The sequence below is a fragment of the Streptococcus oralis subsp. tigurinus genome, from assembly GCF_002093575.1.
Lineage (GTDB): Bacteria > Bacillota > Bacilli > Lactobacillales > Streptococcaceae > Streptococcus > Streptococcus oralis_CH.
This window is the reverse complement of the sequence record NZ_LNVH01000001.1, coordinates 36322-60121: the sequence shown is the minus strand read 5'-3', so window position 1 is coordinate 60121 and position 23800 is coordinate 36322. Positions and strand designations below refer to the sequence as shown.

Below are 23800 nucleotides of genomic sequence, written 5' to 3'. Positions count from 1 at the left end.
ACTTTCTGACAATTATTTTTTGTCAGTTGCTGGCGCCAACTGCATGAACATTTGGCGTCCATCCATCTTAGCTCGTTGTTCGATGATCGCAATATCTTGTGTTGCTTCAGCAAACTCAGCTAAAACTTTTGCACCAATCTCTTTATGGGTAATCATACGACCCTTAAAGCGAATAGATACCTTAACTTTATTTCCTTTTTCAAGGAACTTGCGTGCATTGCGAAGTTTTGTGTCAAAGTCACCCTTGTCAATAGTTGGACTCAGACGAACTTCTTTCACAGTAACAACACTTTGTTTTTTACGTTGTTCTTTTTGCTTTTTCTGATACTCAAATTTGAACTTACCGTAGTCCATAATTTTAGCAACAGGTGGTTTTGCTTGGGGTTGAATCAATACTAAGTCAACATTTGCACTATCAGCCAATGCTTGCGCTTCGCTGAGTGGCTTGATGCCTAGCTGTTCTCCCTCAAGACCGATCAAGCGAACTTCACGTACACGAATTTCATCATTGATGAATAAGTCTTGCTTTGCTATGGTTTTCACCTCTTTTTTATTATTAGAGAAAAACAATAGCGGACTCGTAATAATACAAGCCCGCACGTTATGATAGCGTTTCTTAGAAACTTTTCATCCGTAGGGCCAGGCAACTTGATGTCACAAGGCGAGAAGCTCTCACTTCTGCTTTTCTCAACTTTTATATGATACCAAGTTTTCTATCCCTTGTCAAGATAAAAAATCATTTTTTCAAAAAACTTTGTCTATTTTATCGCACCGTTTCAATTCGCCAACTATTCCATCCTTTAAAGCGGATAGCCCCTTGCTGGTCAGTTCTGTAAATCTTACTCTTGATACTTTCCATTCGTGTCAAGGTTTCCTGATGGGGGAGTTTCACACGATTATTTTTTCCAACTGAGATGAGAGTAATTTCTGGTTTGATTTTTTCTAGGAAAGTTGGATTTGATGAGGTTTTAGCACCATGTTGGCTTGCTTTCAAGACATCCACCTCTAAGGTAGGAAATTGCTTTAGAAGATCCTTTTCTCCCTTCTCCTTCAAGTTTCCAGTAAAGAGAAAGTGCTTATCCAAGAGTTTCCCATAAAGAAGGAGAGAATCATCATGACTTCCATCTCCAATCTTCCTTGGAGATAGGACTTCTAAGTAACTGCCAAAAATAGAAAAATTATCCCCCTCTGTCACACTGCGCACCTTAGTTTGGCTTACTTCTAATTCTGCCACAAATTCCTTCTGTGCCAGACTTCCTTTTGATACTAAAATCTCTCCGACATGGAAAGCCTTGATCACCTCCAGCAAATCTCCAACATGCTCCTTGTCTGTATTGGTCAAAATCAGCTGATCAATCTTATCTACTCCTCGACTTTTCAGATAGGGAATCAAGGTTCGCTGGGCATTGCTGGTCGTCGCCTTTTCTTGCCATTTTTCAATTTTCTTATCAGTCTCTGCCTTTCCTCCCACATCTATGAGAATAGTTTTCCCAGCTACATCCCGTAGGAAAATACTTTCTCCTTGCCCCACATCCAGCATGGTGATCTCATTTTCAAGTGGATGCTTGATCAGAAAAAAGAGCCCCACAATAAAAAGACTAAATCCTGCTACTCTTTTGATGTTTTCCCTAAAATCATACAGTATTGCCAAGGAAATCAACAGTAGAATCAACAGCCCTGCATTGGGTTGACCAAAGACCAGAGGCCTGTTTGCCAGCTGCGATACCAAGCGAATGAGGTTCTCCAACCACTCAAAGACAAAGTTAAACTGAGTGACTGGGTAAATAAAAGACAGAATGAATAAGATGGACAAAAGAGGCAAGAATACCAAGTCAAACAGAAAGGAAAATACAAAGGTCAAAAGAATAGACCAAGGCTGAAATTCTGCAAAATAAAAGGATAAAACGGGCAATATTCCCAAGGAAATGACCAGACTTTCTCTAGCAACAGCCTTGAGTCCCTCCCCTTCTTTGCTTGTCATAGTCAAGATAAAAGCGTATGCGCAGGACAAGACTCCTCCTGCTGTCAAGAAAAAGTTGGGCATGATGATAAAGAGGACAAGGATCGTCAAGGCAAAATTATCCAAGCCCTTAATACCATGTTGTGCTAGTAACTTTTGCAAGAGACTGCGAATGACCGAAGCTGAAAATCCTGTCAGACCTGCATAGATAAGAGAAAAGGGATAAGTTAGCCACTTCAACTTTTCTTGGGTCAAGCCCAATCGTAAGAGGAGTTTCTTAAAGGCATCCATAAAGAAGCCCACCTGCATACCCGACAAGGCAAAGAGATGGATAATTCCAAGACTGGAATAGAGCTCATTCATCTCCTCAAAGTCTGTGTCCAAATGTCCTAAAAGAAGACCTGTCATATAATTGCGCATAGGATCTGGAAAGTGCGTCTTGATCCAAACAATAGCCTTTCGACGTAAACTAGACAGATTTTCTCCTATATCCCAACTGCTAACCTGTTTCATTGACTGGATACTCTTGATAGTCAAAGTTTGGTAAATTCCTTGAGTCTTCAGATAGGCTTGGTAGTCAAATCCACCAAAATTTCTCTGCCCTTCAGGCTCAGAAAGTTTTCCTTCTAGCTCTATCTCGTGAAGGTCTGTTAAGGCCTGAAAGAGCTCTTTCTCTTCCTCGGACTGGAGTTTATAATAAACTTGGAAGGTGCGGCCGTCAGCCTTGCCCCGAAAGGACAGACTGTCTCCATTGACTTTGATGGTATCTGGTAAAATTCGTACCCTTTCAACAGAATCCACTAGGTTCTGACTAGCTTGTGTCTGTTGCCAGTTTTGAAACAAAAAACAAAATCCAAAAACTCCACAAATCGCTAGAACTTTACCAGCCGATTTCCAAGGAAATTGGAAAAAGAGACAGACAAGCAAAAAAACAAAACCTAGCAGTGCGAGATAGGACACTCCAAAAATGGCATAGTAAAGCCAGAGTAACAGAAAACTCAGATAGATTAGGGGGAAAGGGAAATTCTTAATCGACTGTGACATAATCTTTTAGCTTTTCTATGGTCTTAGCGCCAATACCAGAGACCTTCTTTAATTCATCTACCGACTTGAATTTGCCATTTGCCTCACGATGGTCGATAATATCCTGGGCTCGTTTTCCTCCCAAGCCTTTGACCTGCTTGAGTTCTTCCAGACTAGCTTTATTGAGGTTGACCTTTTTATCTTTACTTGTCGAAGCAGTCGTTCCAGAGGCAGCCTGCTGACTAGCCACTTCTTCTCCCTTAGTTGGAACATAGACAAGAGCCTCGTCACTGACTTTCTGAGCGAGATTGAGCGATTTACTATCTGCTTTCTCTGTCAATCCACCAGCTTTCTGAACGGCATCATGAACTCGACTTCCTACTGGCAAATCATAAATCCCTGGCGATTTAACAGCACCTTTGACATCTACTGTGATTAGATCTTGTTCAGGAGACTCTTCCTTTTCTTCCTTTTTCACTTCTTTTTCAGACGATGAATCCTTTGAAACGGCCGGGACTTCAGCTTGCAAGTTTGTTTCTTTCACAGGTGTTTGTGAAGTTGGCTTTAGTAGGAAAAATCCGCCCAAGGCCAAGCCCAAACCAGCACAGATGACAATGATTTTATACTCTTTGATTTTCTCGATAATTGCTTCCATATTTTCTCCTCTCTTAAGTTATTCGCAAGAGAAAGAAAAAACAGTCGAAAATTTCTTTTCAACTGCTTATTTATTTGCAAAATAATCTTCCTTAGTCAAGACATAATGAACTCTTGTGACGATTCGTCCTGGTTCTTTGTTATCCATTCTGGCATAGGGTTCTTCGTGGGAAAAGCGCATACCTGATTTCTCCATGACCTTTCCTGATGCGGGATTATCCTTATCGTGAAGAGCGATCAACTTGTTCATTCCAACCTTCTCAAAAGCCAGCTCAATCACGGCGCGATTGGCTTCTGTCGTCAATCCTTGATTCCAATACTTTTGATTGATAATATAACCAATAGCTGCCTTCTTAAGAACAGTATCAATCTTTTGCAAATCAATGGTACCGATAAACTGACCATTGCTTTTTAGCTCGATCCCCCAGCGGCCCAAGGGATTAGCCAAGTAAAACTGAGCGATGTTGTTCTTGGTTTCTTCTAAGCTTTGATTTGTTGGAAAAGTGTAGCGTGTATTTTCTCTGTCTGAAGCATACTCAAACATGGCTTCTGCATCGTCCAAGGTTACAGGTCGGAGCAATAAACGCTCCGTTTCTATTGATGGATACTGGGCAAATTTCACAAATATTGATTCCATGCTTTTTCCTCCATTAGAGCTTGATTCTCACTAGTCTAGCATAAATAAATTTGGATGACAAGTTTTTCTTGATTTTTGAAGCGGTTTCATATACAATAAAACCATCACATTTTTGATTTATGAACTGGAATGTGACAACCAAAACAAGACCGTCAATTGAAAGGTAGGTTATCTCTATGTTAATCGGAATTCCAAAAGAAATTAAAAATAATGAGAACCGTGTTGCCCTCACTCCTGCTGGCGTCCACAGTTTAGTCAGTCGTGGACATCGTGTCCTCATCGAAACAAATGCTGGTCTCGGTTCAGGCTTTACTGATGCAGACTATCAAAAGCAAGGGGCGGAGATTGTCGCTACTGCTGGCGAAGCCTGGGCAGCAGAGTTAGTCGTGAAAGTAAAAGAGCCATTAGCTTCTGAATATGCTTACTTGCGCGACGACCTTCTCCTCTTCACCTACTTGCACATGGCCGCTGCTCCAGAATTAGCAGAAGCTATGTTAGCAGCCAAAACAACAGGAATTGCCTATGAAACTGTTCGTGACAATCAAAGACAACTACCGCTCCTCGTTCCTATGAGTGAGGTTGCAGGTCGTATGGCTGTTCAAATCGGAGCTCACTTTCTTACTAAGCAAGCTGGTGGTGCTGGTGTCCTACTAGGTGGTGTACCAGGTGTTCCAAAAGGAAAAGTAACCATCATCGGTGGTGGTGTCGTCGGTACACATGCTGCCCGCATTGCCCTTGGTCTTGGTGCTCAAGTGACTATTTTAGATATCAGCGCTAAGCGTCTCTCGGTTCTAGAAGAAGTCTTTGGAAACCAAATTCAAACTCTTATGTCTAATTCATTCAACATCGAAGCAAGTGTGAGAGATGCTGATGTAGTGATTGGTGCGGTTCTCATCCCTGGTGCCAAAGCACCAAAATTGGTGACAGATGAGATGGTCAAACAAATGCGTTCAGGCTCTGTCATCGTTGACGTTGCCGTTGACCAAGGTGGCGTCATCGAGACGGCTGACCGTGTGACAACGCACGATGAACCTGTCTATGAAAAATACGGTGTTCTCCACTATGCCGTTGCCAATATCCCTGGTGCGGTCGCCCGTACTTCTACTATCGCCCTAACCAATGTCACTCTTCCTTATATCGAGGCTCTTGCTGGCAAAGGATTCGCACAAGCAATTGCTGAAGATGAGGGCTTGCGTCAAGGTGTGACCACTTATCAAGGTTACTTGACCAGCCTCCCAGTTGCTCAAGGTCTCGATAAAGATCACACGTCAATCGACGAACTTGTTTAAAGCTATACACTCATTAAAAAAGAGCAGTTCAAATGGAACTGCTCTTTTTCTGCTACTCTGTCTCTTCCTTCTTTTCTTCATTTTTAACTGGTGCCGGTTCATAAGCTCGGATAATCTGAGCGACAACTGGATGGCGAACCACATCCTTGGCTGAAAAATGAACAAAGTCGATTTGGTGAATGTTCTTGAGCTTTTCTTGAGCATCAATCAAACCGGACTTAACATTACGTGGCAGGTCAATCTGGCTGATATCTCCATTGACAATCATCTTCGAATTAAAGCCTAAACGAGTCAGGAACATCTTCATCTGCATGATGGTCGTATTCTGTGCCTCATCGAGAATGACAAAGGCATCATCCAAGGTCCGACCACGCATATAGGCAAGGGGCGCAATTTCAATGATTTCACGCTCCATGAGACGAGTCGTTTGGTCTTTGCCGAGAATCTGGTACAAAGCATCATAAACTGGTCGAAGATAGGGATCAACCTTCTCCTTAAGATCACCCGGAAGAAATCCTAGACTCTCACCTGCTTCGACTGCTGGTCGAGTGAGGATAATCCGCTTGACTTGCCCACGTTTAAGGGCAGTCACTGCCAAGGTCACTGCAAGAAAGGTCTTCCCTGTCCCTGCTGGTCCGATTCCAAAGGTCACATCATGCTGTTTGACACTGTCCACATAAAGTTTTTGACCTAAGGTTTTGACACGAATCGGTTTCCCAGTATTGTCCTTGATAATTTCTTCTTCGTAAAGGGCGACAAACTTGTCGATTTCATCGTTTTTGACCATGCTAATCGCAGTCACCACATCTGGCGTGCCAACCGTCATCCCTCGATTCACCAAAACCATCAAAGCCTGGATAACCTGACGGGCTTCCTCACAGGCAGACTCTTCTCCAATAACCTGGACAATTTCCGTACGGGCATGAATCACAACATCGAGCTCTTCTTCCATCAAACGAAGATGGCGCTCATTGGAACCAAAAAGATGAAACAGGTCATCTGGGTGACTTAGTTGAATGTCTATTGAATGTTCCTTCAAATAAAGAACCTCTCTAATCCGTTTATTTCTTTTTATTATAGCAAAGAGAACAATAAAATACTAGCCTCATCTCATTGTCTCTAGTGTTCTAAGTATTCTTGCCAGATGGCGTCAAAGTCTCCTAGGTTAAAAGAGAAGCTGGCATGCTCCTCCAAAAAGCGACTCACCTCATCAAAATCATCCGTGTGTTTTGGGAAGGTTGACTCCTGAAAGGCCAAGTCTGCTAAAATGGCTTTGGGACTATTACTTTTAGGATTGCGTTCAGTCATAAGCCATGTATAAAATGATTTTCTCATAAGCCTCCCTAAATCAACTCTGTACCAAACTGGTCTTGCTTGATTTTGCCAGCCTTCATCAAGCCACCGAGTGCTTTCTTGAACTGACCTTTAGAGATACCAAAGGTTGCCTTGATATCCTCATGAGACGACTTATCATTCAAGGTCATGAAACCGCCATTGCTTTCCAAGTAGGTCAAAATCATCTGAGCATCATTTTCCAACATCTCAAAAGAACGTGGTTTGAGGGATAGGTTCAAGGTACGGTCCACTTCACGGAAACCGATGACACGCGCATCTAACACTTGCCCCAAACGTGGCTCTGAGTAGCGCTCACTTGGGTGAATGAAACCAAGCATGTTATTCTCTGGCAGATAGACAAAGGTCCCTGACAGCTTGAGACGGTAAACAATGGCTGGCCAGTTTTGGTTCTGCATGTTGTTGTAGGCAGGACGAGCCAGACGTTGGAAGTCTTCCTGATACGCCAAGAGTCCCCAGATTCGGTCTTTCTTGTCCACTTCAAGACGGATGTAAAGTTTATCACCCTTCTTAGGCCATAGTTCCTTGAGCTCAGGGAGGATATCGAGTGACACAACGATTTCCTTATCAGGTAGACCAGTATCGACAAAGACACCCAAGTCCTTTCGAACTTCTGTTACGGTTCCCCAACCAAATTGGTCCTGAGTCGCAGTAACTTCTTGAGTGGTCAAGCGGAGTTTTTGCTTCATATCCGTGTAGGCAAAACCTTTGACCGTATCCCCTACTATATGTTGACCTTCTTCCTTAGCAAGAGCATAGGTCTGACCATCCTTTTGCACAAAGTAAAAACGGTCATTTTCATCGATGATAAGTCCAACGATAAAACTTGCAAGATTTGTATTCATAGTTCCTTCTTTCGAATAAAACTCAGCCAGCGATGCCAACTGAGTTTTTCTGTTTATTTTTAGACTTCCAAAAGTTCTTTTTCTTTATTGGCAGTCATGTCGTCGATGTGTTTAACAGCATCGTCTGTTACTTTTTGAATATCTTTTTCAAGAGTTTTCAATTCGTCTTCAGTGATTTCTTTTGCTTTTTCTTGTTTCTTAGCTTCGTCCATAGCATCACGACGGATGTTACGAATAGCCACTTTAGCATTTTCACCGACCTTCTTCACTTCTTTAGCAAGGTCACGACGAGTTTCTTCTGTAAGAGCTGGGATAACCAAGCGGATTACGGAGCCGTCATTAGCTGGTGTAATACCAAGATCAGAAGCGTTCAAGGCACGTTCGATGTCTTTCAATGAAGACTTGTCAAATGGTGTCACCAACAAAACACGCGCTTCTGGAATAGTAATTGAAGCGATTTGGTTAAGAGGAGTTTCGACTCCATAGTATTCTACGTGGATACGGTCCAGCAAGCTTGCATTGGCACGTCCTGCACGGATACCACCAAATTCACGTGCAAGTGATTGGTGAGACTGGGTCATTCTCTCTTTAGCTTTTTCTACAATTGCATTAGCCATAATTTTCTTATTCCTTTTCTTCGATATTGTTTGAAACTGTTGTTCCGATATTTTCACCAAATACGACACGTTTGATGTTGCCTGGTTGGTTCATGTTAAAGACAACCAAGTCAATGTCGTTGTCCATAGAGAGGGTTGAAGCAGTTGAGTCCATGATACGAAGACCTTTATTGATAACATCACGGTGGGTCAATTCTTCAAACTTAACAGCTGTCTTGTCTTTCTTAGGATCGGCATTGTAAACACCGTCTACGCCATTTTTAGCCATAAGAATGGCATCCGCTTCGATTTCAGCTGCACGAAGAGCCGCTGTTGTATCTGTTGAGAAGTAAGGTGAACCAATTCCAGCACCAAAGATAACGATACGACCTTTTTCAAGGTGGCGAAGGGCACGTCCACGTACGTAAGGTTCTGCCACTTGTTGCATAGCAATGGCAGTTTGCACACGCGTATCGACGCCAACTTGCTGCAATGAATCTGCCATCACAAGAGCATTCATCACGGTCCCAAGCATTCCAGTGTAATCTGCCTGAACACGGTCCATTCCTGCTTCTGCAGCAGGTTCACCACGCCAGAGATTTCCTCCACCAATAACAAGGGCAATTTCGATACCTAAGCTATGAACTTCTTGAATCTCTTTTGCGATTGTTTGAACTGTTTGGATATCAATCCCTACGCCACGTTCACCGGCAAGGGCTTCACCTGATAACTTGATTAAAATACGTTTATACTTGGGGTTCGCCATTTTTACTCTCCTTTTTTTATCCTACCTATTTTATCACAATTTCTAAGATTTTTATAGTGCCATGAGCAATTCTTTGAAAAAAATTAAACCGTTAAAAATTCCTCTAAGTCAGCAAGAGCACGCTCTGCAATTTTTTCATAACGAGCTTTTTTATCACGGATACGCTCTCCTTCCAATTCCTTGATAATCCCAAAATTGACATTCATCGGTTGGAAATGTTTGCTATCAGCGTGAGTGATGTAATGAGCTAGACTTCCAATCGCTGTGGTCTCTGGGAAGATAGCTTCACTTTCACCCTTGAAGAGTCGAGCCGCGTTAATACCTGCAACCAAGCCTGAGGCTGCTGACTCAACATAGCCTTCTACACCCGTCATTTGACCAGCAAAGAAGAGGTTGGGTTGTTTCTTAGAACGGTAAGTCTGTTCAAGAAGATTTGGTGAATCCATGTAAGAATTGCGGTGCATGACCCCATAACGGACAAACTCAGCATTTTCAAGACCTGGAATCATTTGGAAGACACGCTTTTGTTCTCCCCATTTGAGGTGGGTTTGGAAACCAACGATATTGTAGAGGCTACCAGCCGCATTGTCCTGACGAAGTTGAACAACTGCATAAGGGGTTTTAAATTCGCCATCACGAGGTCCTGTGTAGTCGTCTGGATACTCCAAACCGACTGGCTTCATCGGACCATAAAGCATGGTTTTAATGCCACGCTTAGCCATGACTTCGATAGGCATACAACCTTCAAAGTACTTTTCTTTTTCAAAGGAATTGAGCGGTGCTTCTTCCGCATTGACCAAGGCTTCATGGAAATCCATAAACTCTTGCTTGGTCATTGGAGCATTGAGGTAGGCCGCCTCTCCCTTGTCATAACGAGACTTGAGATAGACCTTGCTCATATCGATGGTGTTAACGTCGATAATCGGCGCCGCCGCGTCATAGAAATAGAATCCATCCCCATCATTAAGGGCATGAATCTTCTCAGCCAGGGCATCGCTGGTCAAAGGACCAGTTGCTACAACCGTAATAACATCCGTCGGCAATTCTGTAATTTCATCACGAACCACCTCAATCAAGGGGTGGTTGGCCACTTTCTCAGTCACCATTTGGGAGAAACCATCGCGGTCCACCGCAAGCGCACCGCCTGCAGGAACACGTGTAGCTTCAGCAGATTCCAAGATAACAGAACCCAAGCGACGCATTTCTTCCTTGAGAAGCCCAACTGCATTGGTCAAAGCATCCCCACGTAAGGAATTGGAACAAACCAATTCAGCAAAATTGTCTGTTTTGTGTTGGGGTGTTGACTTGACACCACGCATTTCATAGAGTTTAACTGGAATACCACGTTCTGCGATTTGGTAAGCTGCTTCAGACCCTGCCAAGCCAGCACCGATAACATTGATATAAGATTGAGACACGACACTAATACCTCGTTGGGTGGAACCTAAGTTCATATCAAAACAAGCTACTAGACTGTTTGACACCCACAAATCTTTCTAATTTTTCTTTTACTAGTATAACAAAAAAAGGGAAGAAGGCAAACTTCCCTGTTTAGTCATTTTCTTAATTTTCTTCCCAGTCGTGGTAGGCAGCGTAGAGCTGACTTTTATTCCACTGGTAGAGTTTCGCAACTTCCTTAATGGCTTGATTTTTCTTCATGCCTTGCTGGATACGAGATTGGATTTCTGAAAATAAGTCCTCCTCGCCCTTTTCCTCCACATCCTGACTAGCGCCTTCAACGATGAGAAGGCATTCGCCCTTGAGTGGCGTTTCAGCTATGTTTTCTAATAACTCAGAAATGGTACCTCGTTGGTATTCTTCATAGATTTTGGTCAATTCTCTGACCAAGACCACCGATCGATCGCCGTATACTGCTAGCATATTTTCTAGCGTATCCGCTACACGATGGGGCGATTCATAGAAAATTTGAGTTTCTGGATAGTCTTTTTTCGAGTCGAAAAATTGCTTTTGCTGGCCTGATTTTCTAGGTAAGAAACCGTAAAAGATATGTGGCTGTGGTGCTAAACCGCTGGCAATCAAGGCAGAAATCCCTGCAGAAGCACCTGGAACGGTAACAACTGCGATTTCTTCCTCAATAGCTGCCTTGACCAAATCATGACCAGGGTCCGAGATACTAGGCAGACCCGCGTCAGAAACCTGAGCAATACTTTGTCCTGCTTTCAAGAAACCAATCAAATCAGGAATTTTTTCCTTGGCATTGTGCTCGTGAAAACTGATCTGCTTGGTGGAAATATCAAAATGCTTGAGTAAAAGCCCCGTATTGCGCGTGTCCTCAGCAGCAATCCAATCCACCTCTTTCAAGGTCTGGATGGCACGAAAAGTCATATCATCTAGATTGCCAATCGGTGTTGCTACTAGGTAAAGTTTGCCATAGGGAGATTGTCCCTTAAAACTTTTTTGAATCTGCATGCTTACTCCCTATATAACAACTCATCACAGAACATACATTCCTCGTCCTGCTCGCGACGTTGTCCATAAAAATCATTACATACGTGAAAACCGTCTTTATAGATTCGGCGGACGCTTTCACGAACGTGCTTGGCCTTAACGGGGGTATCTGCTTCCACCTCGCCCAAGCGTTCGCGCAACTTACTATTTTCCAAACGAAGAGCTGTATTTTCCTCTACCAGGCTCTTGAGATTTTTCTTAATGGCTTCTACATCGGCCAAGGTCACTAGTAGCTGTTGGGAAAAATCGTCTAGTGCATCAAATAATTCTTTTTTGTCCATAAACCAGCCCTTTCCTTTCTTTATTCTTCATTGAGTTTATATTTCTTTCAAGACCAGATATTCCATGGCATTTTGAAAGCTGACATTAGCTTGCCACATTTTTCTAGCTTCTAGCAAATCTTGTAAAATCTGTCGAATCCTTGCTTGCAAGAGATCCTGCCCACAGAGAACTTCGAGGATTCGCAAGACCTGATCCTGTTTTTCCTTGTCATCTGCCAAGTTGGCTAATTTAGCAACTTGGAGATAACTTTCTTTTTTCTTAGCTAATAACCAAGTCAGCAAGCGTTCACTTTCATCCACCAAGGTCCAAAAATTTGCCTGATTTGCCAACTTTTCTGCTTCAGCTCGTGACTGACAAAACTGGGCCAAAAGAGTCGCTTTTTTCTTGACTAGACCAGCTTGTTCTAATTGATGAATGAGCTTCTCTTCTTGCTTTTTAAAATGGAAAATCTGGGTCCGACTACGGATTGTCGGCAAGACTTTTTCCTCATCACTAGTTAAGAAGAAAATGTAAACTTCACTCTGGGGTTCTTCGATGACCTTGAGCAGAGAATTGGCTGCGTTGGGATGCATTTTCTCAGCTTCCTCGATAATAAAGACCTGTTGTTGACTTTCAATCCCTGCTTGAGAAAACTGACCCACCAATTCTCGAATCCGTTCTGTCTTGATGACCTGATTGACCGGCTTGATTAAAGTAACATCGGGAAATTCTCCCTGTTCAATCAGCTTGCAATTTCGGCATTTCTCACACGGCAAAACGCCTACCTTATCCGTACAAAAGAGGCTCTTAGCCAAAAACTGCGCCATTTCCAAGCTTCCAAAGAAACCTGAAAAGAGATAGGCATGATTGAGCTGATCTTGTTCTAAGATGCGGACAAAGCGGTCAAACTGGTCTGGCTGCCAAGCTTTTAGTTGTTCTTGTTTCATTTATCCAAGCCCATTCTGTCAAATAAGATAGCCTTGGTCGTTTCCACAACTTGCTCCAAAGGAAGACTTGCATCAATCTTGACAATGCGATTTCCTTCTTTGTCCAGAAGAGAAAGGTAGCCTTGACGGACTTTCTTGTGCAAGTCCAAGCCTTCCAAGTCCAAACGATTGACCTCGCGATCACTATTGGCAGCAATGCGAGCCAGCCCTTCTTCGACCTCGATGTCAAAATAGAGGGTCAAATCGGGTTTAAGGCCATCTGTCGCAAAGTGATTGAGCCAATCAATGGCATCAATATCCAAGCCACGGCCAAATCCCTGATAAGCAACAGAACTATCGATGAAGCGGTCCATAATGACCAACTTACCATCTCCAAGAGCTGGAAGAACTTTTTCCACCAAGTGCTGTCTACGACTGGCAATATAGAGAAGGAGTTCCGTTTTAGGATCCATCTGAGTATGACTTGGATCCAAAATCACTTGACGAATTTTCTCCCCAATCAAGACTCCGCCTGGCTCACGGGTCGTCAGCACCTCTATTCCTTTTTCCTCTAAAATTGGGATCAGAGCTTCTAAAACACTGGTCTTTCCTGCTCCCTCTGGTCCCTCAAGAGAGACTAAAAATCCTTTTGACATGTCTAACTCATTTCTTTTTTTCTACCTTCTATTCTATCAAAAAAATAGGTTTTTGTGACAATCTTTTTGTGTCTTCTCCATTCAATCGACCATAAAAGAGGCTGGGAGTCATCCAACCTCTTATTTACCTAATTCTTGTGTTTGTTTGTAGGCTTGATGAACTGCGTCCATGACTGTGCCTCTAAAGGCATGTTCTTCCAGACTTGCTACACCAGCGATAGTCGAACCACCTGGGCTGCAAACTTGGTCTTTCAAAACTCCAGGATGTTGCTGGCTTTCGAGAACCATTTGTCCAGCGCCGACTACTGTTTGGGCTGCCATTTTCAAAGCCGTTTCTCTTGACAATCCTGTCTGTACACCCGCATCTGCCAAGGCCTCGATAAAGAGATAGACAAAAGCTGGTCCACAACCTGCAAGACCTGTCGCAGCATCAATTAAGCCATCCCCAAGTTCAACCAAGAGACCAGCCTTGGCTAGAAGCTGACAAAAGAGTTCCCTGTCCTCAGCACGACAGTTTGCTGACATGGCATAACTAATCACTCCTTGGCCGATAGCCACTGGAGTATTGGGCATGATGCGAATAATTCGGTGGTGACTTGGAAGTAGTCTAGCCAGTTTTTCCAAGGTCAATCCAGCCGCCATGGAAATCAAAAGAAGACTTTCTCTCTTTTCAAGGATGATCTGGTATTGAGAAAGCAAGTCTGAGAACTGAGCAGGCTTAACACCTAGAAAAATCACATCTGCTTCTGCGAAGATTTCGTCATTGCTGGAAGCCTGACCTTCAAAGTTGGCAATGAAAGCATCTACTTTCGCTTGACTACGATTGGCAAGAAGAATCTGAGCACCCGTCTTGGCCTGCAAGACAGCCTTGGCCAAGCTAGAACCCATATTCCCCAAACCGATAAATCCAATCTTCATCTCTTACTCCCTTATCTGTCCGTCACCAGTAACCACATACTTGTAGCTAGTCAACTCTTTCAAGCCCATTGGACCACGCGCATGCAGTTTCTGAGTAGAAATCCCCATCTCACATCCAAGACCAAATTGCCCCCCGTCAGTGAAACGAGTTGAGGCATTGACATAAACCGCTGCTGAGTCCACTTGATCTGTAAAGTAAGTTGCAGCTTCAGCATTTTCCGTCACAATGGCATCCGAATGATGGGTACTGTGGGCTTCAATATGGGCAACTGCTTCTTCTAAACTGCTCACAACCTTAACTGCTAGGATATAATCTAAAAACTCGGTGTCAAAGTCCTGGACCTCAGCTGCTCGACCTGAAACAAACTGACTTGCTTTCTCATCCAAGCGGAATTGAATTGGTTCCAGTCCAGCTTCCTTACGCTCTGCAACCAGCACTTGCTCCAAGCGAGGAAGGAAGCTTGCTGCCTTGCCTTCATGAACCAGCAAGACCTCCATGGCATTGCAGACAGAAGGACGGCTGGTTTTAGCATTGTTGATGATAGACAGAGCCTTGTCTTTATCAGCATCCTTATCTACATAGACATGGACAATCCCAGTTCCTGTCTCGATAACGGGTACAATAGCATTTTCAACCACGGCATTGATCAAGCCAGCACCTCCACGAGGAATGAGAAGATCTAGATAGCCCTTGGCCTTCATCATGGCATAGCTACTTTCACGACTGGTATCTTCCACTAGTTGAATCACCTCTGGATGTATGGTAGTCGTCTCCAAACCCTTCTTCAGAGCTGTGACAATAGCATGAGCAGTTTGGTAGGCGTCCTTACCACTACGAAGAACGACAGCATTCCCACTCTTGAGAGCCAAAGCAGCCGCATCCGACGTCACATTTGGACGGCTTTCGTAGATAATACCAATAACCCCCATAGCCACCCGTTTCTTGGTAATAAGCAAACCATTTTCAAGCTGACTTGTCTCTAGGACTTCGCCAATAGGATCTGGTAAAGCAACCACTTCACGAATCCCAGTTACCATCGCTTCTATACGTCCCGCATCCAAATAAAGACGGTCTAGCATAACATCTGAGATTTTCCCCTTGGCCGATGCCATATCGAGGGCATTGGCCGCTAAAATCTCCTCAGTAGCTGCCAATAACTGATCAGCCATAGCTAGCAAGGCTTGGTTTTTCACTGCTTCGCTGGCAGTATTGATTGATTTCTTAACAGCCTGTACCTGTTCAAATTGTTCTTGTGTACTTACCATCGTTCACCTCTAAAATTCTGTAAAGAGCAGCTGGATTTCAGGAGTGATGGAAATCCAGTCATCACGGTGAATCAAGACTCCCTTAGCTTTTTGAGAACGGAGCATATCTTCTAGGGCTGAGACGCCAAATTGGACACGTCCCTTTCCAAGAGATTGACCCGTTTCTTTATCAGCCACTGTGACAATATCGTGGTAAGAGAAGCTTCCTTCCACTTCTACCACGCCTGACAAAAGGAGACTTTTCCCGTTTTTTGAAAGTGCCTCTGCAGCTCCACCATCTACCCAAATCGTTCCCTGACTTTGAGCATAGAAGGCCAGCCATTGTTTCTGGGTACGAAGTCCCTTCTCTTGCGCAACAAAGAAGGAACCATCCCTAGTTTCTTCAGCTGCCTCAATCAAGGCATCAGATTTCATGGAGGAGCAAATATAGACTGGCACACCCGACTCCGTCGCAATCGTAGCCGCCTTGATTTTTGTCAGCATACCCCCAGTTCCATTTGAAGAACCTGCTCCACCAGCCATATCAATAATCTCATGATTGATGGTCTCAATTCTCTCCAAGCGCTTGGCTGTTGGATCCGAATTAGGATTGCCAGTATAGAGACCGTCCACATCAGTCAAGAGAACCAAAAGATCCGCTTGAACCATAGCTGCTACCTGAGCACTCAGGGTGTCATTATCACCCACCTTGAGTTCGTCAATGACGACACTGTCATTTTCATTGATGATGGGAATTGCACCACGATGAAGCAATACAGACAAGGCCTGATGGGCGTTCTTATAGCGACGTTTATCTACAAAATCATCCTGTGTCAGCAAAATTTGCGCAGAAACGATCTGGCGCATGAGGAGGTTAGTTGTATATTCCTCCAACAAAAGTCCCTGACCAACTGCAGCCGAAGCTTGTTTATCTGCAATCTTGGTCGGACGTTTTTTAAAACCCAAAGCTCCAAATCCAGCGGCAACTGCCCCAGATGACACTAAAATCAACTCATGTCCAGCCTCATGCAGCATAGCCAATTGCTGGGTAATTGCCTTTACTTTACTTCTTGATAAACTCCCGTCTTCATTTGTCAAGGAGGAGGTCCCCACCTTAAAGACGATTCGTTTGTACTTCATATTCTCACTCCGATTCTTCATATTTATCCATTATAACATGAATACTTTAAAATAGAAAAGACTTGAAATAAAAAAGGTTGAGACAAGACATCTCAACTCTTTTATCTATTCTCAGTTTTACGCAATCCTTCCAGCGTTTCTTTAAAAATCTCTGGAATATCTGCTGTGAATTCCAAGGTCTCACCCGTTCTCGGATGGGTAAAACCTAGAGTCTTGGCATGGAGGAATTGTCCATGTCCTTTCAGTGTTTTTCGAGGACCATAGACTTCATCACCAGCGACCGGATGGCCAATATAAGCCATATGAACACGAATCTGGTGGGTACGCCCTGTTTCCAGTTGCAACTCCACTAAGCTATAATCTCCAAAGCGTTCCAAGACGTGAAAACGTGTTACTGCAGGCTTTCCTTTAGCAGTCACAGCCTGTTTCTTACGGTCTTTTTCACTACGACCAATCGGCGCTTCAATGACACCACGATCATTGGGAAGATTGCCATGAACAATCGCCCAGTATTTACGGAGAGACTTCTTGTCCTTGAGTTCTTGCGCGAGTGCTAAGTGGGCCTCATCATTCTTAGCAATCATGAGGAGACCCGACGTGTCCTTATCAATACGGTGAACAATGCCTGGGCGAAGAACACCATTGATACCTGACAAGTCCTTGATATGGTACATGAGGGCATTGACCAAGGTTCCGCTAGTATGACCGGCGCTCGGATGAACCACCATCCCTTGAGGTTTGTTGACGACGGCTACATCCTCATCTTGGTAGATGATATCCAGTGGAAGGTCTTCAGCCACATACTCTAAAACCTCTGGTTCTGGCACATGGTAGGTGACGATATCCCCCTCTTGGACAGTGTATTTGGCTTTCTTGACTTGCCCATTCACCAAGACTTGTCCAGCCTTGATTTGTTCATTCGCGAGACTGCGAGACAATTCTGTCAGATCTGACAGAGCCTTGTCTAGACGTTGCCCACCAGTTTCAATTTTTATTTCCATTTACTTCCTCTTTAAGCATTGCAATCAATAAAACAATCACACCAACTGTCAAATAGCTGTCAGCAACATTGAAAATCGCAAAGTTGATAAAGTCTAGGTGAAACATATCCACCACAAAACCTTGACTCATTCTGTCGATAAAGTTACCCAGACCTCCCGCTATTATCAGGGTCAGTCCAAAAACCAACCAGAGAGAATCCTCCATATGTTTATGTAGATACCAAATGGCTCCTACCATGACGACCAGTGTAATGACAGCAAATAACCACTGCTGATCTTGTAGCATCGAAAAGGCTGCTCCTCTATTTTGCAGATAGGTCAAGCTAACGAGATTGGGGATCCACGAACGCACTTCACCCAGTGGAATCTGCTGGACAACATAGGCTTTAACCCACTGATCCAGCCCAATCAAAAGCAGTACAATGACTGCTACTATTCCTCTTTTTTTCATGATTTCCTCTTTTGATCAAAATATTCTTGCATAACCTCAACGAAAAGAGTCCCAGCTTGGCTAAGCTCCACTTCTTCCCGTTTGACATAGACCATGCGGTTATCTAGATTATCCTTGAGACGAATGACTGTAATCCCATTAACACTGTCACTATCTAAAAATCCAGATCCAGTCGCATAAGCATCCGTCCGCTCCAAAATACCATTCAAAGTAGCACGGTCGGTCACATTGAACATCTGGGAGCTCGCGCTGGTGTCGACAAAGTTCTCTGAATAGTATAGATACTCATCCTTTTCCTGAGTAAAACGAACCGTTGGCAGATCCGCTAGGTCCTCCATGACCAATTCCTCCTTCTGTGCTAAAGGATGTCCTTCACGAAGATAAATGTGAGTCTGGAAAGGAATTAGTTCAATAACTTCTAAACCAAGTTTTTCAACCCGTTGCATGATGCCCTTTTTATTTTGATTGTTGAGGTAGATAATCCCAATCTCACTATGTCCTTGGGCCACTTCGTCTAAAATTTGAACCGTAGTAGACTCAAAAATACGAAAGTTCTTGTAGTCAGGATGGCGTTCTGAAAAGGCCGTAATGGTTGGTGGCAAGAAGTCATAGTGCTGACTGGCAATGGAAAATTCATCCTTTTCTTCCTCAGGATTGGCATACTGATTTTGAAAAACATCAAAGCCTTTGACCAACTCCTGTGCTTTTTCATAAAATTCCATTCCACGACGAGTCAAAAATGTTCCCGAACTCGTCCGACGGAAAATTTTAAAGCCTAACTCTTTTTCCAAATCGCGCACAGAAATAGACAGACTCGGCTGACTAACATACATCTTTTCAGCAGCTTCACGGAAAGTACCACTATTGGCAATGGCCACAACATAGCGTAATTGTTGAATGTTCATCTTTTACCCCCAACTTCTCTATCTGTTCATTATACCATATTTTAGAACTTTTCCAAAAAAGAAAAAAGTGTCCATCGCAAACCCAAGGCTAACTACTCTCTATTAATTAAATATCGATATCAAAACAAAAAATAGGCTCTCCGAAAACTCGGAAAGCCTGATTTTATGCTACTTCTAGCTTCCTCGCCTTTTCACTTTAAGGCTCGGGATAAAAAGGTTCACTGGACCTTTTTATTTCGCAATTGGGTAAACAGAAACTTGTTTTTTATCGCGACCTTTACGTTCAAAGCGTACTACGCCTTCAACTTTAGCGAACAAAGTATCGTCTCCACCACGTCCAACGTTTACACCTGGATAGATGTGTGTACCACGTTGACGGTAAAGGATTGATCCACCTGTTACAGTTTGTCCGTCAGCTGCTTTAGCTCCAAGACGTTTCGCTTGTGAATCGCGTCCGTTTGATGTAGAACCTCCACCTTTTTTGTGGGCGAAAAGTTGCAAGTTGTTAAGAGTCATTTTTAACATAATGTTTTCCTCCGTGTTAGTTTTCTGTGATAACTCTGGTTTGGACGAACTCAGAAGAGTTCTCCGATAAGTTTGCCATACCTAAGAAAAATGATTCGAAGAATAACTGCGTCATTTCTCTCTGGTGTGAAGGAAGATCCGCTGGTATATCAACCTTTAGATAGCCACCTTCATCTTCGTTTAATTCTAAGATTGGTTCGTAGCCTGCAAATTTCTCAATGGAATTGACAAAGTTAATGGCAAGCGTAGAAACCGATGCACACACGACATCTAAGCCGTATTCGCCACTTTCGGCGTGTCCAGTAATTTCCGCACTCCTCAGCTCGCCATCTTCGGCTCTCTCAAAGACTGCTTGTATCATGTGTTCTCCTTAAAATTAAGCGTTGATCGCGTTGATGACAACTTTTGTATATGGTTGACGGTGACCTTGTTTACGGTGACTACCTTTTTTAGGTTTGTACTTGTAAGTAACAACTTTCTTTTGTTTTCCTTGTTTTTCAACAGTTCCAACTACAGTAGCTCCAGCAACAAGTGGAGTTCCGACAACAGTGTTTTCACCACCAACAAGAACAACTTCGTTAAAAGTAACTTCTTGACCAGCTTCAACGTTCAATTTTTCAACGTAAACTGCTTGACCAACTTCAACTTTAACTTGTTTTCCGCCAGTTTTGATAATTGCGTATGTGCTCATTATGCACCTCCTATGATTTTTAGGGTTTCCCCGTGTTTTTGTGAAGACTCGCCTAGCATCGTGGGACGAACCACTTTATACTCACTATGTGAGCAACGATGTTCGTGCGGTTGCACAGGATTGTGCATAGTCAACTCTTCAAGTATAGCATATCTTCTTTTTTCTTACAAGTAAAATCAATCAAATTTAAGCTATTTCTCTCCTTTTTTTCTCCAAGAAGCAAAAAGCATACTGAAGTAGAAGATACTCATCATAAGAGGAACACCTAGAATTGTCTTCTCCTGATAGTAAATCGTCAAATAAGCTGAAAAAACAACTCCGAAGACAAAACTACTAAGTAAGCTAACAAAAATCAAGCCCTCTCGTAGGAAAGGCGTATGCTTGGTCCGGAAATAATCTCCAAAAGCCAACATGGTACGTTTAATATTCCCTGTCATAAAAGCATTATTATAGGCAATACCTGACACTTCTCCAAAAGCAGTTGTCACCAGTCCCATACAAAAGGCCAAGGGCGGTACGAGATAGATATTATCAACCGTTTGCGGCACAAAGCCTATAATTAGGGACAGGACTGCAAGTGGAATTACGGACAAAATTGGCTTTTTAACAATTCTCAATTTTTCCTTATAGACAGTTAATAAAAGGACCCCCATCATAAAAGCTAGCAAGGTCATTACTTTGGCACTGGCATCTGACACATTGTGTTGAATGAGTCCTACTGATAGAAAAACCACATTTCCAGTCTGTCCTGCCACAAGGGTATTTCCTCGCACGATAAAGGTATAGGCATCTACATATCCTGCGCAAAAAGTCAAAAAAAGCGCTAGCCTCTTAGACTGACGTGATATTTTTCTTATTGGTAATAATCTCATTTTCTCCCCCTTTTCATTTTATCTACCTATCTATATATTGTACCACTTTCTCCAAGAAATGCGTAGTCCATTTGAAAATTTTTACCATCTGTTGGATAGTCCTTCTTTTCTGTGTTATAATGAAGGAAGGATTTAAAATCGGAAAAGGAGTATCTATGCTTAAATTAGGTGTCATCGGAACAGGCGCTATCAGCCATCATTTCATAGAAGCAGCCCATGCTAGTGGAGAATACCAGCTGGTCGCAGTCTATTCTCGAAAGCTAGAAACAGCCGCAACCTTTGCTTCTCGGTATCAGGATATCCAACTCTTTAATCAATTAGAAGACTTCTTTAAGTCTTCCTTTGATGTAGTCTATATCGCCAGTCCAAACTCCTTGCATTTTGTTCAAGCCAAGGCTGCCTTGTCTGCTGGTAAGCACGTCATTCTTGAAAAGCCAGCTGTCACTCAGCCACAAGAATGGCTAGATTTAAGGCAAACAGCTGAGAAAAATCACTGTTTTATCTTTGAGGCAGCTCGTAATTACCACGAGGAAGCCTTTATCACTATCAAGAATTTTTTGGCAGACAAGCAAATTTGGGGAGCAGATTTCAACTATGCCAAGTATTCTTCCAAGATGCCTGACTTATTGGCTGGGCAGACGCCAAATGTTTTTTCAGATCGTTTTGCTGGTGGAGCACTTATGGACTTGGGGATTTATCCCCTCTACGCTGCCATTCGCTTCTTTGGAAAAGCTCAGGACGCGACCTATCAGGCTCAACAGCTTGACAATAGCATTGACCTAAATGGAGACGGTATCCTCTTCTACCCTAACTTTCAAGTTCATATCAAGGCTGGGAAAAACATCACTTCCAATCTTCCTTGTGAGATTTACACAGCAGATGGAACCTTGACCCTCAACACGATTGAGCATATCCGCTCAGCTATTTTTACTAACCACCAAGGAAATCAAGTTCAACTCCCTATCCAACAGGCTCCTCATACGATGACTGAGGAAGTTGCTGCATTTGCACACATGATCCAGCAGCCAGACCAAAAACTTTACCAGACTTGGCTGGATAATGCAAGTTCTATTCATGAGCTACTCTATACCATGCGCCAGACTGCTGGCATTAGATTCGAGGCAGAAAAATGAAAACCAAACTACCCACTGAATGGCAAGAACTGAGCGACCAGATCGGTTTCCAAGAATTTACCCCCATTCAAACTCAACTATTTGAGCCCATTCTTGCTGGAGAAAACCTTCTGGGAGTGAGCCCAACAGGAACTGGTAAGACCCTCGCTTACCTCCTACCAAGTCTTCTCAGACTACAAAAGAAAAAAGCCCAACAACTCTTGATTCTAGCACCAAATACAGAACTGGCTGGACAGATTTTTGACGTGTGTAAAACCTGGGCTGAAGCTATTGGTTTAACAGCTCAACTCTTCCTATCAGGTTCAAGTCAGAAACGCCAGATTGAACGCCTCAAAAAAGGACCAGAAATTCTGATTGGAACACCTGGCCGTATCTTTGAGTTGATTAAATTGAAAAAAATCAAGATGATGAATGTGGAAACCATCATCCTGGATGAATTTGACCAATTGCTCGATGATTCTCAGATTCACTTTGTCGAGAAAATCACTCACTACGCACCTCGTGACCACCAACTCATCTACATGAGTGCGACGACCAAGTTTGACCAAGAAAAGATTGCGGCAAACACGCGCACTATTGATCTCTCTGATCAAAAACTGGACAACATCCAACATTTCTACATGCAGGTGGACCAACGTCATCGTGTGGATATGCTACGAAAACTGGCTCATGTAGAGGATTTCCGCGGACTGGTCTTCTTTAATAACCTATCAGATCTTGGAAGTGCAGAAGAAAAACTACAGTATCGGGATGTCTTGGCTGTTTCCCTCGCTAGCGATGTCAATGTTAAATTTCGAAAAGTCATCTTAGAAAAGTTTAAAGACAAGCAGCTAACCCTGCTCCTTGCAACTGACCTCTTAGCACGTGGGATTGATATTGATAGCCTAGAATGCGTCGTAAACTTTGACGTTCCTAGAGATATGGAAACCTACACTCACCGCGCTGGCCGCACAGGTCGCATGGGTAAAGAGGGCTATGTTATCACTCTGGTAACCCATCCTGAAGAACTTAAAAAACTCAAGAAATTCGCAAGTGTTCGTGAAATTGTCCTAAAAAACCAAGAACTATATATCAAATAAGGTTGGCATTCGCCAACCTTTTTCTTATCCCCAAGTAATTTCTAATTGATAACTGGCAAAGGGTTGTCCCTCTTGGTTTTGCAGTTGATAGGCGAGCTCAATCTTTTGCCCATCCAGTTTGTAGTGACTCGTTTGAATGATAAACTCCTGCATCCCCATTGGTGTAGGAATATAGGCCAAACTATCACTAGACTTTAGAAAACGCATGATGGTTTTGGGACTCGAGAAACGGGTCATCACTAGTTCTTCACCATGAAATTTAATAACCACTTTTTCCTTTTCCTCATTGTAGAAAAGCAGATAGCAATAATCTCCCTTTTCACGCACTTCCACGTCATAGAGTTGGTCAATTACTTCCAACTGTTCATCAAACTGAATCGTATTTCGCATTCGAATCTTCACATC

The 23800-nt window shown here is 43.1% G+C and carries 28 protein-coding genes, 1 pseudogene and 2 other annotated features; of the genes and pseudogenes, 4 read left to right on the top strand and 25 right to left on the bottom strand.

Features of this window, described 5'->3' with window-relative positions; genetic code table 11:
* Window positions 1-12: 12 nt before the first annotated feature.
* The 4 genes from infC to ATE37_RS00305 form a co-directional block, all read right to left on the bottom strand.
* A complete protein-coding gene (gene infC / locus ATE37_RS00320) occupies window positions 13-543 on the bottom strand; it encodes a translation initiation factor IF-3 (RefSeq protein ID WP_000848184.1) in 531 nt (176 codons plus the stop codon).
* Between the two features lie 15 nt (window positions 544-558).
* Window positions 559-690: a sequence feature (ribosomal protein L20 leader region), on the bottom strand.
* Between the two features lie 73 nt (window positions 691-763).
* The gene (locus ATE37_RS00315; protein ID WP_084867063.1) at window positions 764-3004 is read right to left on the bottom strand and encodes a DNA internalization-related competence protein ComEC/Rec2; all 2241 of its coding nucleotides are present in this window, start codon (window positions 3002-3004) and stop codon (window positions 764-766) included.
* On the bottom strand, window positions 2988-3638 hold the full coding sequence (locus ATE37_RS00310; protein WP_084867061.1) for a helix-hairpin-helix domain-containing protein: 651 nt from the start codon (window positions 3636-3638) through the stop codon (window positions 2988-2990). The genes ATE37_RS00315 and ATE37_RS00310 overlap by 17 nt, the downstream gene beginning before the upstream one ends.
* Before the next feature lie 66 nt (window positions 3639-3704).
* Complete coding sequence (locus tag ATE37_RS00305; RefSeq protein WP_084867060.1) at window positions 3705-4274, bottom strand: GNAT family N-acetyltransferase; 570 nt, start codon at window positions 4272-4274, stop codon at window positions 3705-3707.
* A 176-nt stretch (window positions 4275-4450) separates the two neighbouring features.
* On the opposite strand from ATE37_RS00305, the gene ald reads away from it, so the two are divergent.
* Window positions 4451-5563, top strand: coding sequence for an alanine dehydrogenase (gene ald / locus ATE37_RS00300; protein WP_084867058.1), 1113 nt, complete (start codon window positions 4451-4453; stop codon window positions 5561-5563).
* Between the two features lie 52 nt (window positions 5564-5615).
* Here ald and ATE37_RS00295 read toward each other — a convergent pair whose 3' ends face one another.
* The 16 genes from ATE37_RS00295 to ATE37_RS00220 all read right to left on the bottom strand — a co-directional run bounded on the left by ATE37_RS00295 (window position 5616) and on the right by ATE37_RS00220 (window position 19095).
* Window positions 5616-6602: a PhoH family protein gene (locus tag ATE37_RS00295; protein WP_000658167.1), complete on the bottom strand. Its 987-nt coding sequence runs from the start codon at window positions 6600-6602 to the stop codon at window positions 5616-5618.
* Between the two features lie 80 nt (window positions 6603-6682).
* Window positions 6683-6898 (bottom strand): YozE family protein, encoded by a 216-nt coding sequence (locus tag ATE37_RS00290; RefSeq protein ID WP_084867057.1) that lies wholly within the window; start codon window positions 6896-6898, stop codon window positions 6683-6685.
* Between the two features lie 8 nt (window positions 6899-6906).
* Window positions 6907-7761, bottom strand: a complete 855-nt coding sequence (cvfB, locus tag ATE37_RS00285) for an RNA-binding virulence regulatory protein CvfB (protein WP_084867055.1) — start codon at window positions 7759-7761, stop codon at window positions 6907-6909.
* A gap of 59 nt (window positions 7762-7820) precedes the next feature.
* Entirely contained in the window at window positions 7821-8378 is a 558-nt protein-coding gene (gene frr / locus ATE37_RS00280) for a ribosome recycling factor (protein ID WP_001262234.1), read from the bottom strand.
* A gap of 7 nt (window positions 8379-8385) precedes the next feature.
* The gene (gene pyrH / locus ATE37_RS00275) at window positions 8386-9123 is read right to left on the bottom strand and encodes a UMP kinase (protein ID WP_000002996.1); all 738 of its coding nucleotides are present in this window, start codon (window positions 9121-9123) and stop codon (window positions 8386-8388) included.
* 83 nt (window positions 9124-9206) lie between these two features.
* Entirely contained in the window at window positions 9207-10541 is a 1335-nt protein-coding gene (gene trmFO / locus ATE37_RS00270; protein WP_042902397.1) for a methylenetetrahydrofolate--tRNA-(uracil(54)-C(5))-methyltransferase (FADH(2)-oxidizing) TrmFO, read from the bottom strand.
* A 145-nt stretch (window positions 10542-10686) separates the two neighbouring features.
* On the bottom strand, window positions 10687-11553 hold the full coding sequence (rsmI, locus tag ATE37_RS00265) for a 16S rRNA (cytidine(1402)-2'-O)-methyltransferase (protein ID WP_084867054.1): 867 nt from the start codon (window positions 11551-11553) through the stop codon (window positions 10687-10689).
* 2 nt (window positions 11554-11555) lie between these two features.
* Window positions 11556-11873, bottom strand: coding sequence for a DNA replication initiation control protein YabA (gene yabA, locus ATE37_RS00260; RefSeq protein ID WP_000358229.1), 318 nt, complete (start codon window positions 11871-11873; stop codon window positions 11556-11558).
* Between the two features lie 36 nt (window positions 11874-11909).
* Complete coding sequence (locus tag ATE37_RS00255) at window positions 11910-12800, bottom strand: DNA polymerase III subunit delta' (protein WP_084867052.1); 891 nt, start codon at window positions 12798-12800, stop codon at window positions 11910-11912.
* Entirely contained in the window at window positions 12797-13435 is a 639-nt protein-coding gene (tmk, locus tag ATE37_RS00250) for a dTMP kinase (protein WP_084867050.1), read from the bottom strand. Before tmk ends, ATE37_RS00255 begins: the two co-directional genes overlap by 4 nt.
* A gap of 120 nt (window positions 13436-13555) precedes the next feature.
* Window positions 13556-14353 (bottom strand): pyrroline-5-carboxylate reductase, encoded by a 798-nt coding sequence (gene proC / locus ATE37_RS00245; protein ID WP_084867049.1) that lies wholly within the window; start codon window positions 14351-14353, stop codon window positions 13556-13558.
* A gap of 3 nt (window positions 14354-14356) precedes the next feature.
* Window positions 14357-15619 (bottom strand): glutamate-5-semialdehyde dehydrogenase, encoded by a 1263-nt coding sequence (locus ATE37_RS00240; RefSeq protein ID WP_084867047.1) that lies wholly within the window; start codon window positions 15617-15619, stop codon window positions 14357-14359.
* Between the two features lie 9 nt (window positions 15620-15628).
* On the bottom strand, window positions 15629-16738 hold the full coding sequence (gene proB, locus ATE37_RS00235; protein ID WP_241502088.1) for a glutamate 5-kinase: 1110 nt from the start codon (window positions 16736-16738) through the stop codon (window positions 15629-15631).
* A 101-nt stretch (window positions 16739-16839) separates the two neighbouring features.
* Complete coding sequence (locus ATE37_RS00230) at window positions 16840-17739, bottom strand: RluA family pseudouridine synthase (RefSeq protein WP_084867044.1); 900 nt, start codon at window positions 17737-17739, stop codon at window positions 16840-16842.
* Complete coding sequence (gene lspA, locus ATE37_RS00225; RefSeq protein WP_000745694.1) at window positions 17723-18190, bottom strand: signal peptidase II; 468 nt, start codon at window positions 18188-18190, stop codon at window positions 17723-17725. The genes ATE37_RS00230 and lspA overlap by 17 nt, the downstream gene beginning before the upstream one ends.
* Window positions 18187-19095, bottom strand: a complete 909-nt coding sequence (locus tag ATE37_RS00220) for a LysR family transcriptional regulator (RefSeq protein WP_049479174.1) — start codon at window positions 19093-19095, stop codon at window positions 18187-18189. Before ATE37_RS00220 ends, lspA begins: the two co-directional genes overlap by 4 nt.
* On the opposite strand from ATE37_RS00220, the pseudogene ATE37_RS10815 reads away from it, so the two are divergent.
* Window positions 19088-19162, top strand: a pseudogene (locus ATE37_RS10815) (AraC family transcriptional regulator); the annotation flags it as partial. The gene ATE37_RS00220 and the pseudogene ATE37_RS10815 overlap by 8 nt on opposite strands.
* 164 nt (window positions 19163-19326) lie before the next feature.
* Here ATE37_RS10815 and rpmA read toward each other — a convergent pair.
* The 4 genes from rpmA to ATE37_RS00200 all read right to left on the bottom strand — a co-directional run bounded on the left by rpmA (window position 19327) and on the right by ATE37_RS00200 (window position 21183).
* Complete coding sequence (gene rpmA, locus ATE37_RS00215) at window positions 19327-19620, bottom strand: 50S ribosomal protein L27 (protein WP_000916509.1); 294 nt, start codon at window positions 19618-19620, stop codon at window positions 19327-19329.
* 16 nt (window positions 19621-19636) lie between these two features.
* Window positions 19637-19981, bottom strand: coding sequence for a ribosomal-processing cysteine protease Prp (locus ATE37_RS00210; protein WP_000613704.1), 345 nt, complete (start codon window positions 19979-19981; stop codon window positions 19637-19639).
* 15 nt (window positions 19982-19996) lie between these two features.
* Entirely contained in the window at window positions 19997-20311 is a 315-nt protein-coding gene (rplU, locus tag ATE37_RS00205; protein ID WP_000109141.1) for a 50S ribosomal protein L21, read from the bottom strand.
* A gap of 34 nt (window positions 20312-20345) precedes the next feature.
* Window positions 20346-20433: a sequence feature (ribosomal protein L21 leader region), on the bottom strand.
* A 69-nt stretch (window positions 20434-20502) separates the two neighbouring features.
* Entirely contained in the window at window positions 20503-21183 is a 681-nt protein-coding gene (locus tag ATE37_RS00200; protein WP_084867042.1) for a YoaK family protein, read from the bottom strand.
* 155 nt (window positions 21184-21338) lie between these two features.
* Here ATE37_RS00200 and ATE37_RS00195 point away from each other — a divergent pair, with 155 nt between their 5' ends.
* Window positions 21339-22316, top strand: a complete 978-nt coding sequence (locus ATE37_RS00195; protein ID WP_084867041.1) for a Gfo/Idh/MocA family protein — start codon at window positions 21339-21341, stop codon at window positions 22314-22316.
* Window positions 22313-23395, top strand: a complete 1083-nt coding sequence (locus tag ATE37_RS00190) for a DEAD/DEAH box helicase (protein ID WP_084867039.1) — start codon at window positions 22313-22315, stop codon at window positions 23393-23395. Before ATE37_RS00195 ends, ATE37_RS00190 begins: the two co-directional genes overlap by 4 nt.
* 24 nt (window positions 23396-23419) lie before the next feature.
* Here ATE37_RS00190 and ATE37_RS00185 read toward each other — a convergent pair whose 3' ends face one another.
* A complete protein-coding gene (locus tag ATE37_RS00185) occupies window positions 23420-23797 on the bottom strand; it encodes a YwiB family protein (protein WP_084867037.1) in 378 nt (125 codons plus the stop codon).
* Window positions 23798-23800: the final 3 nt, after the last annotated feature.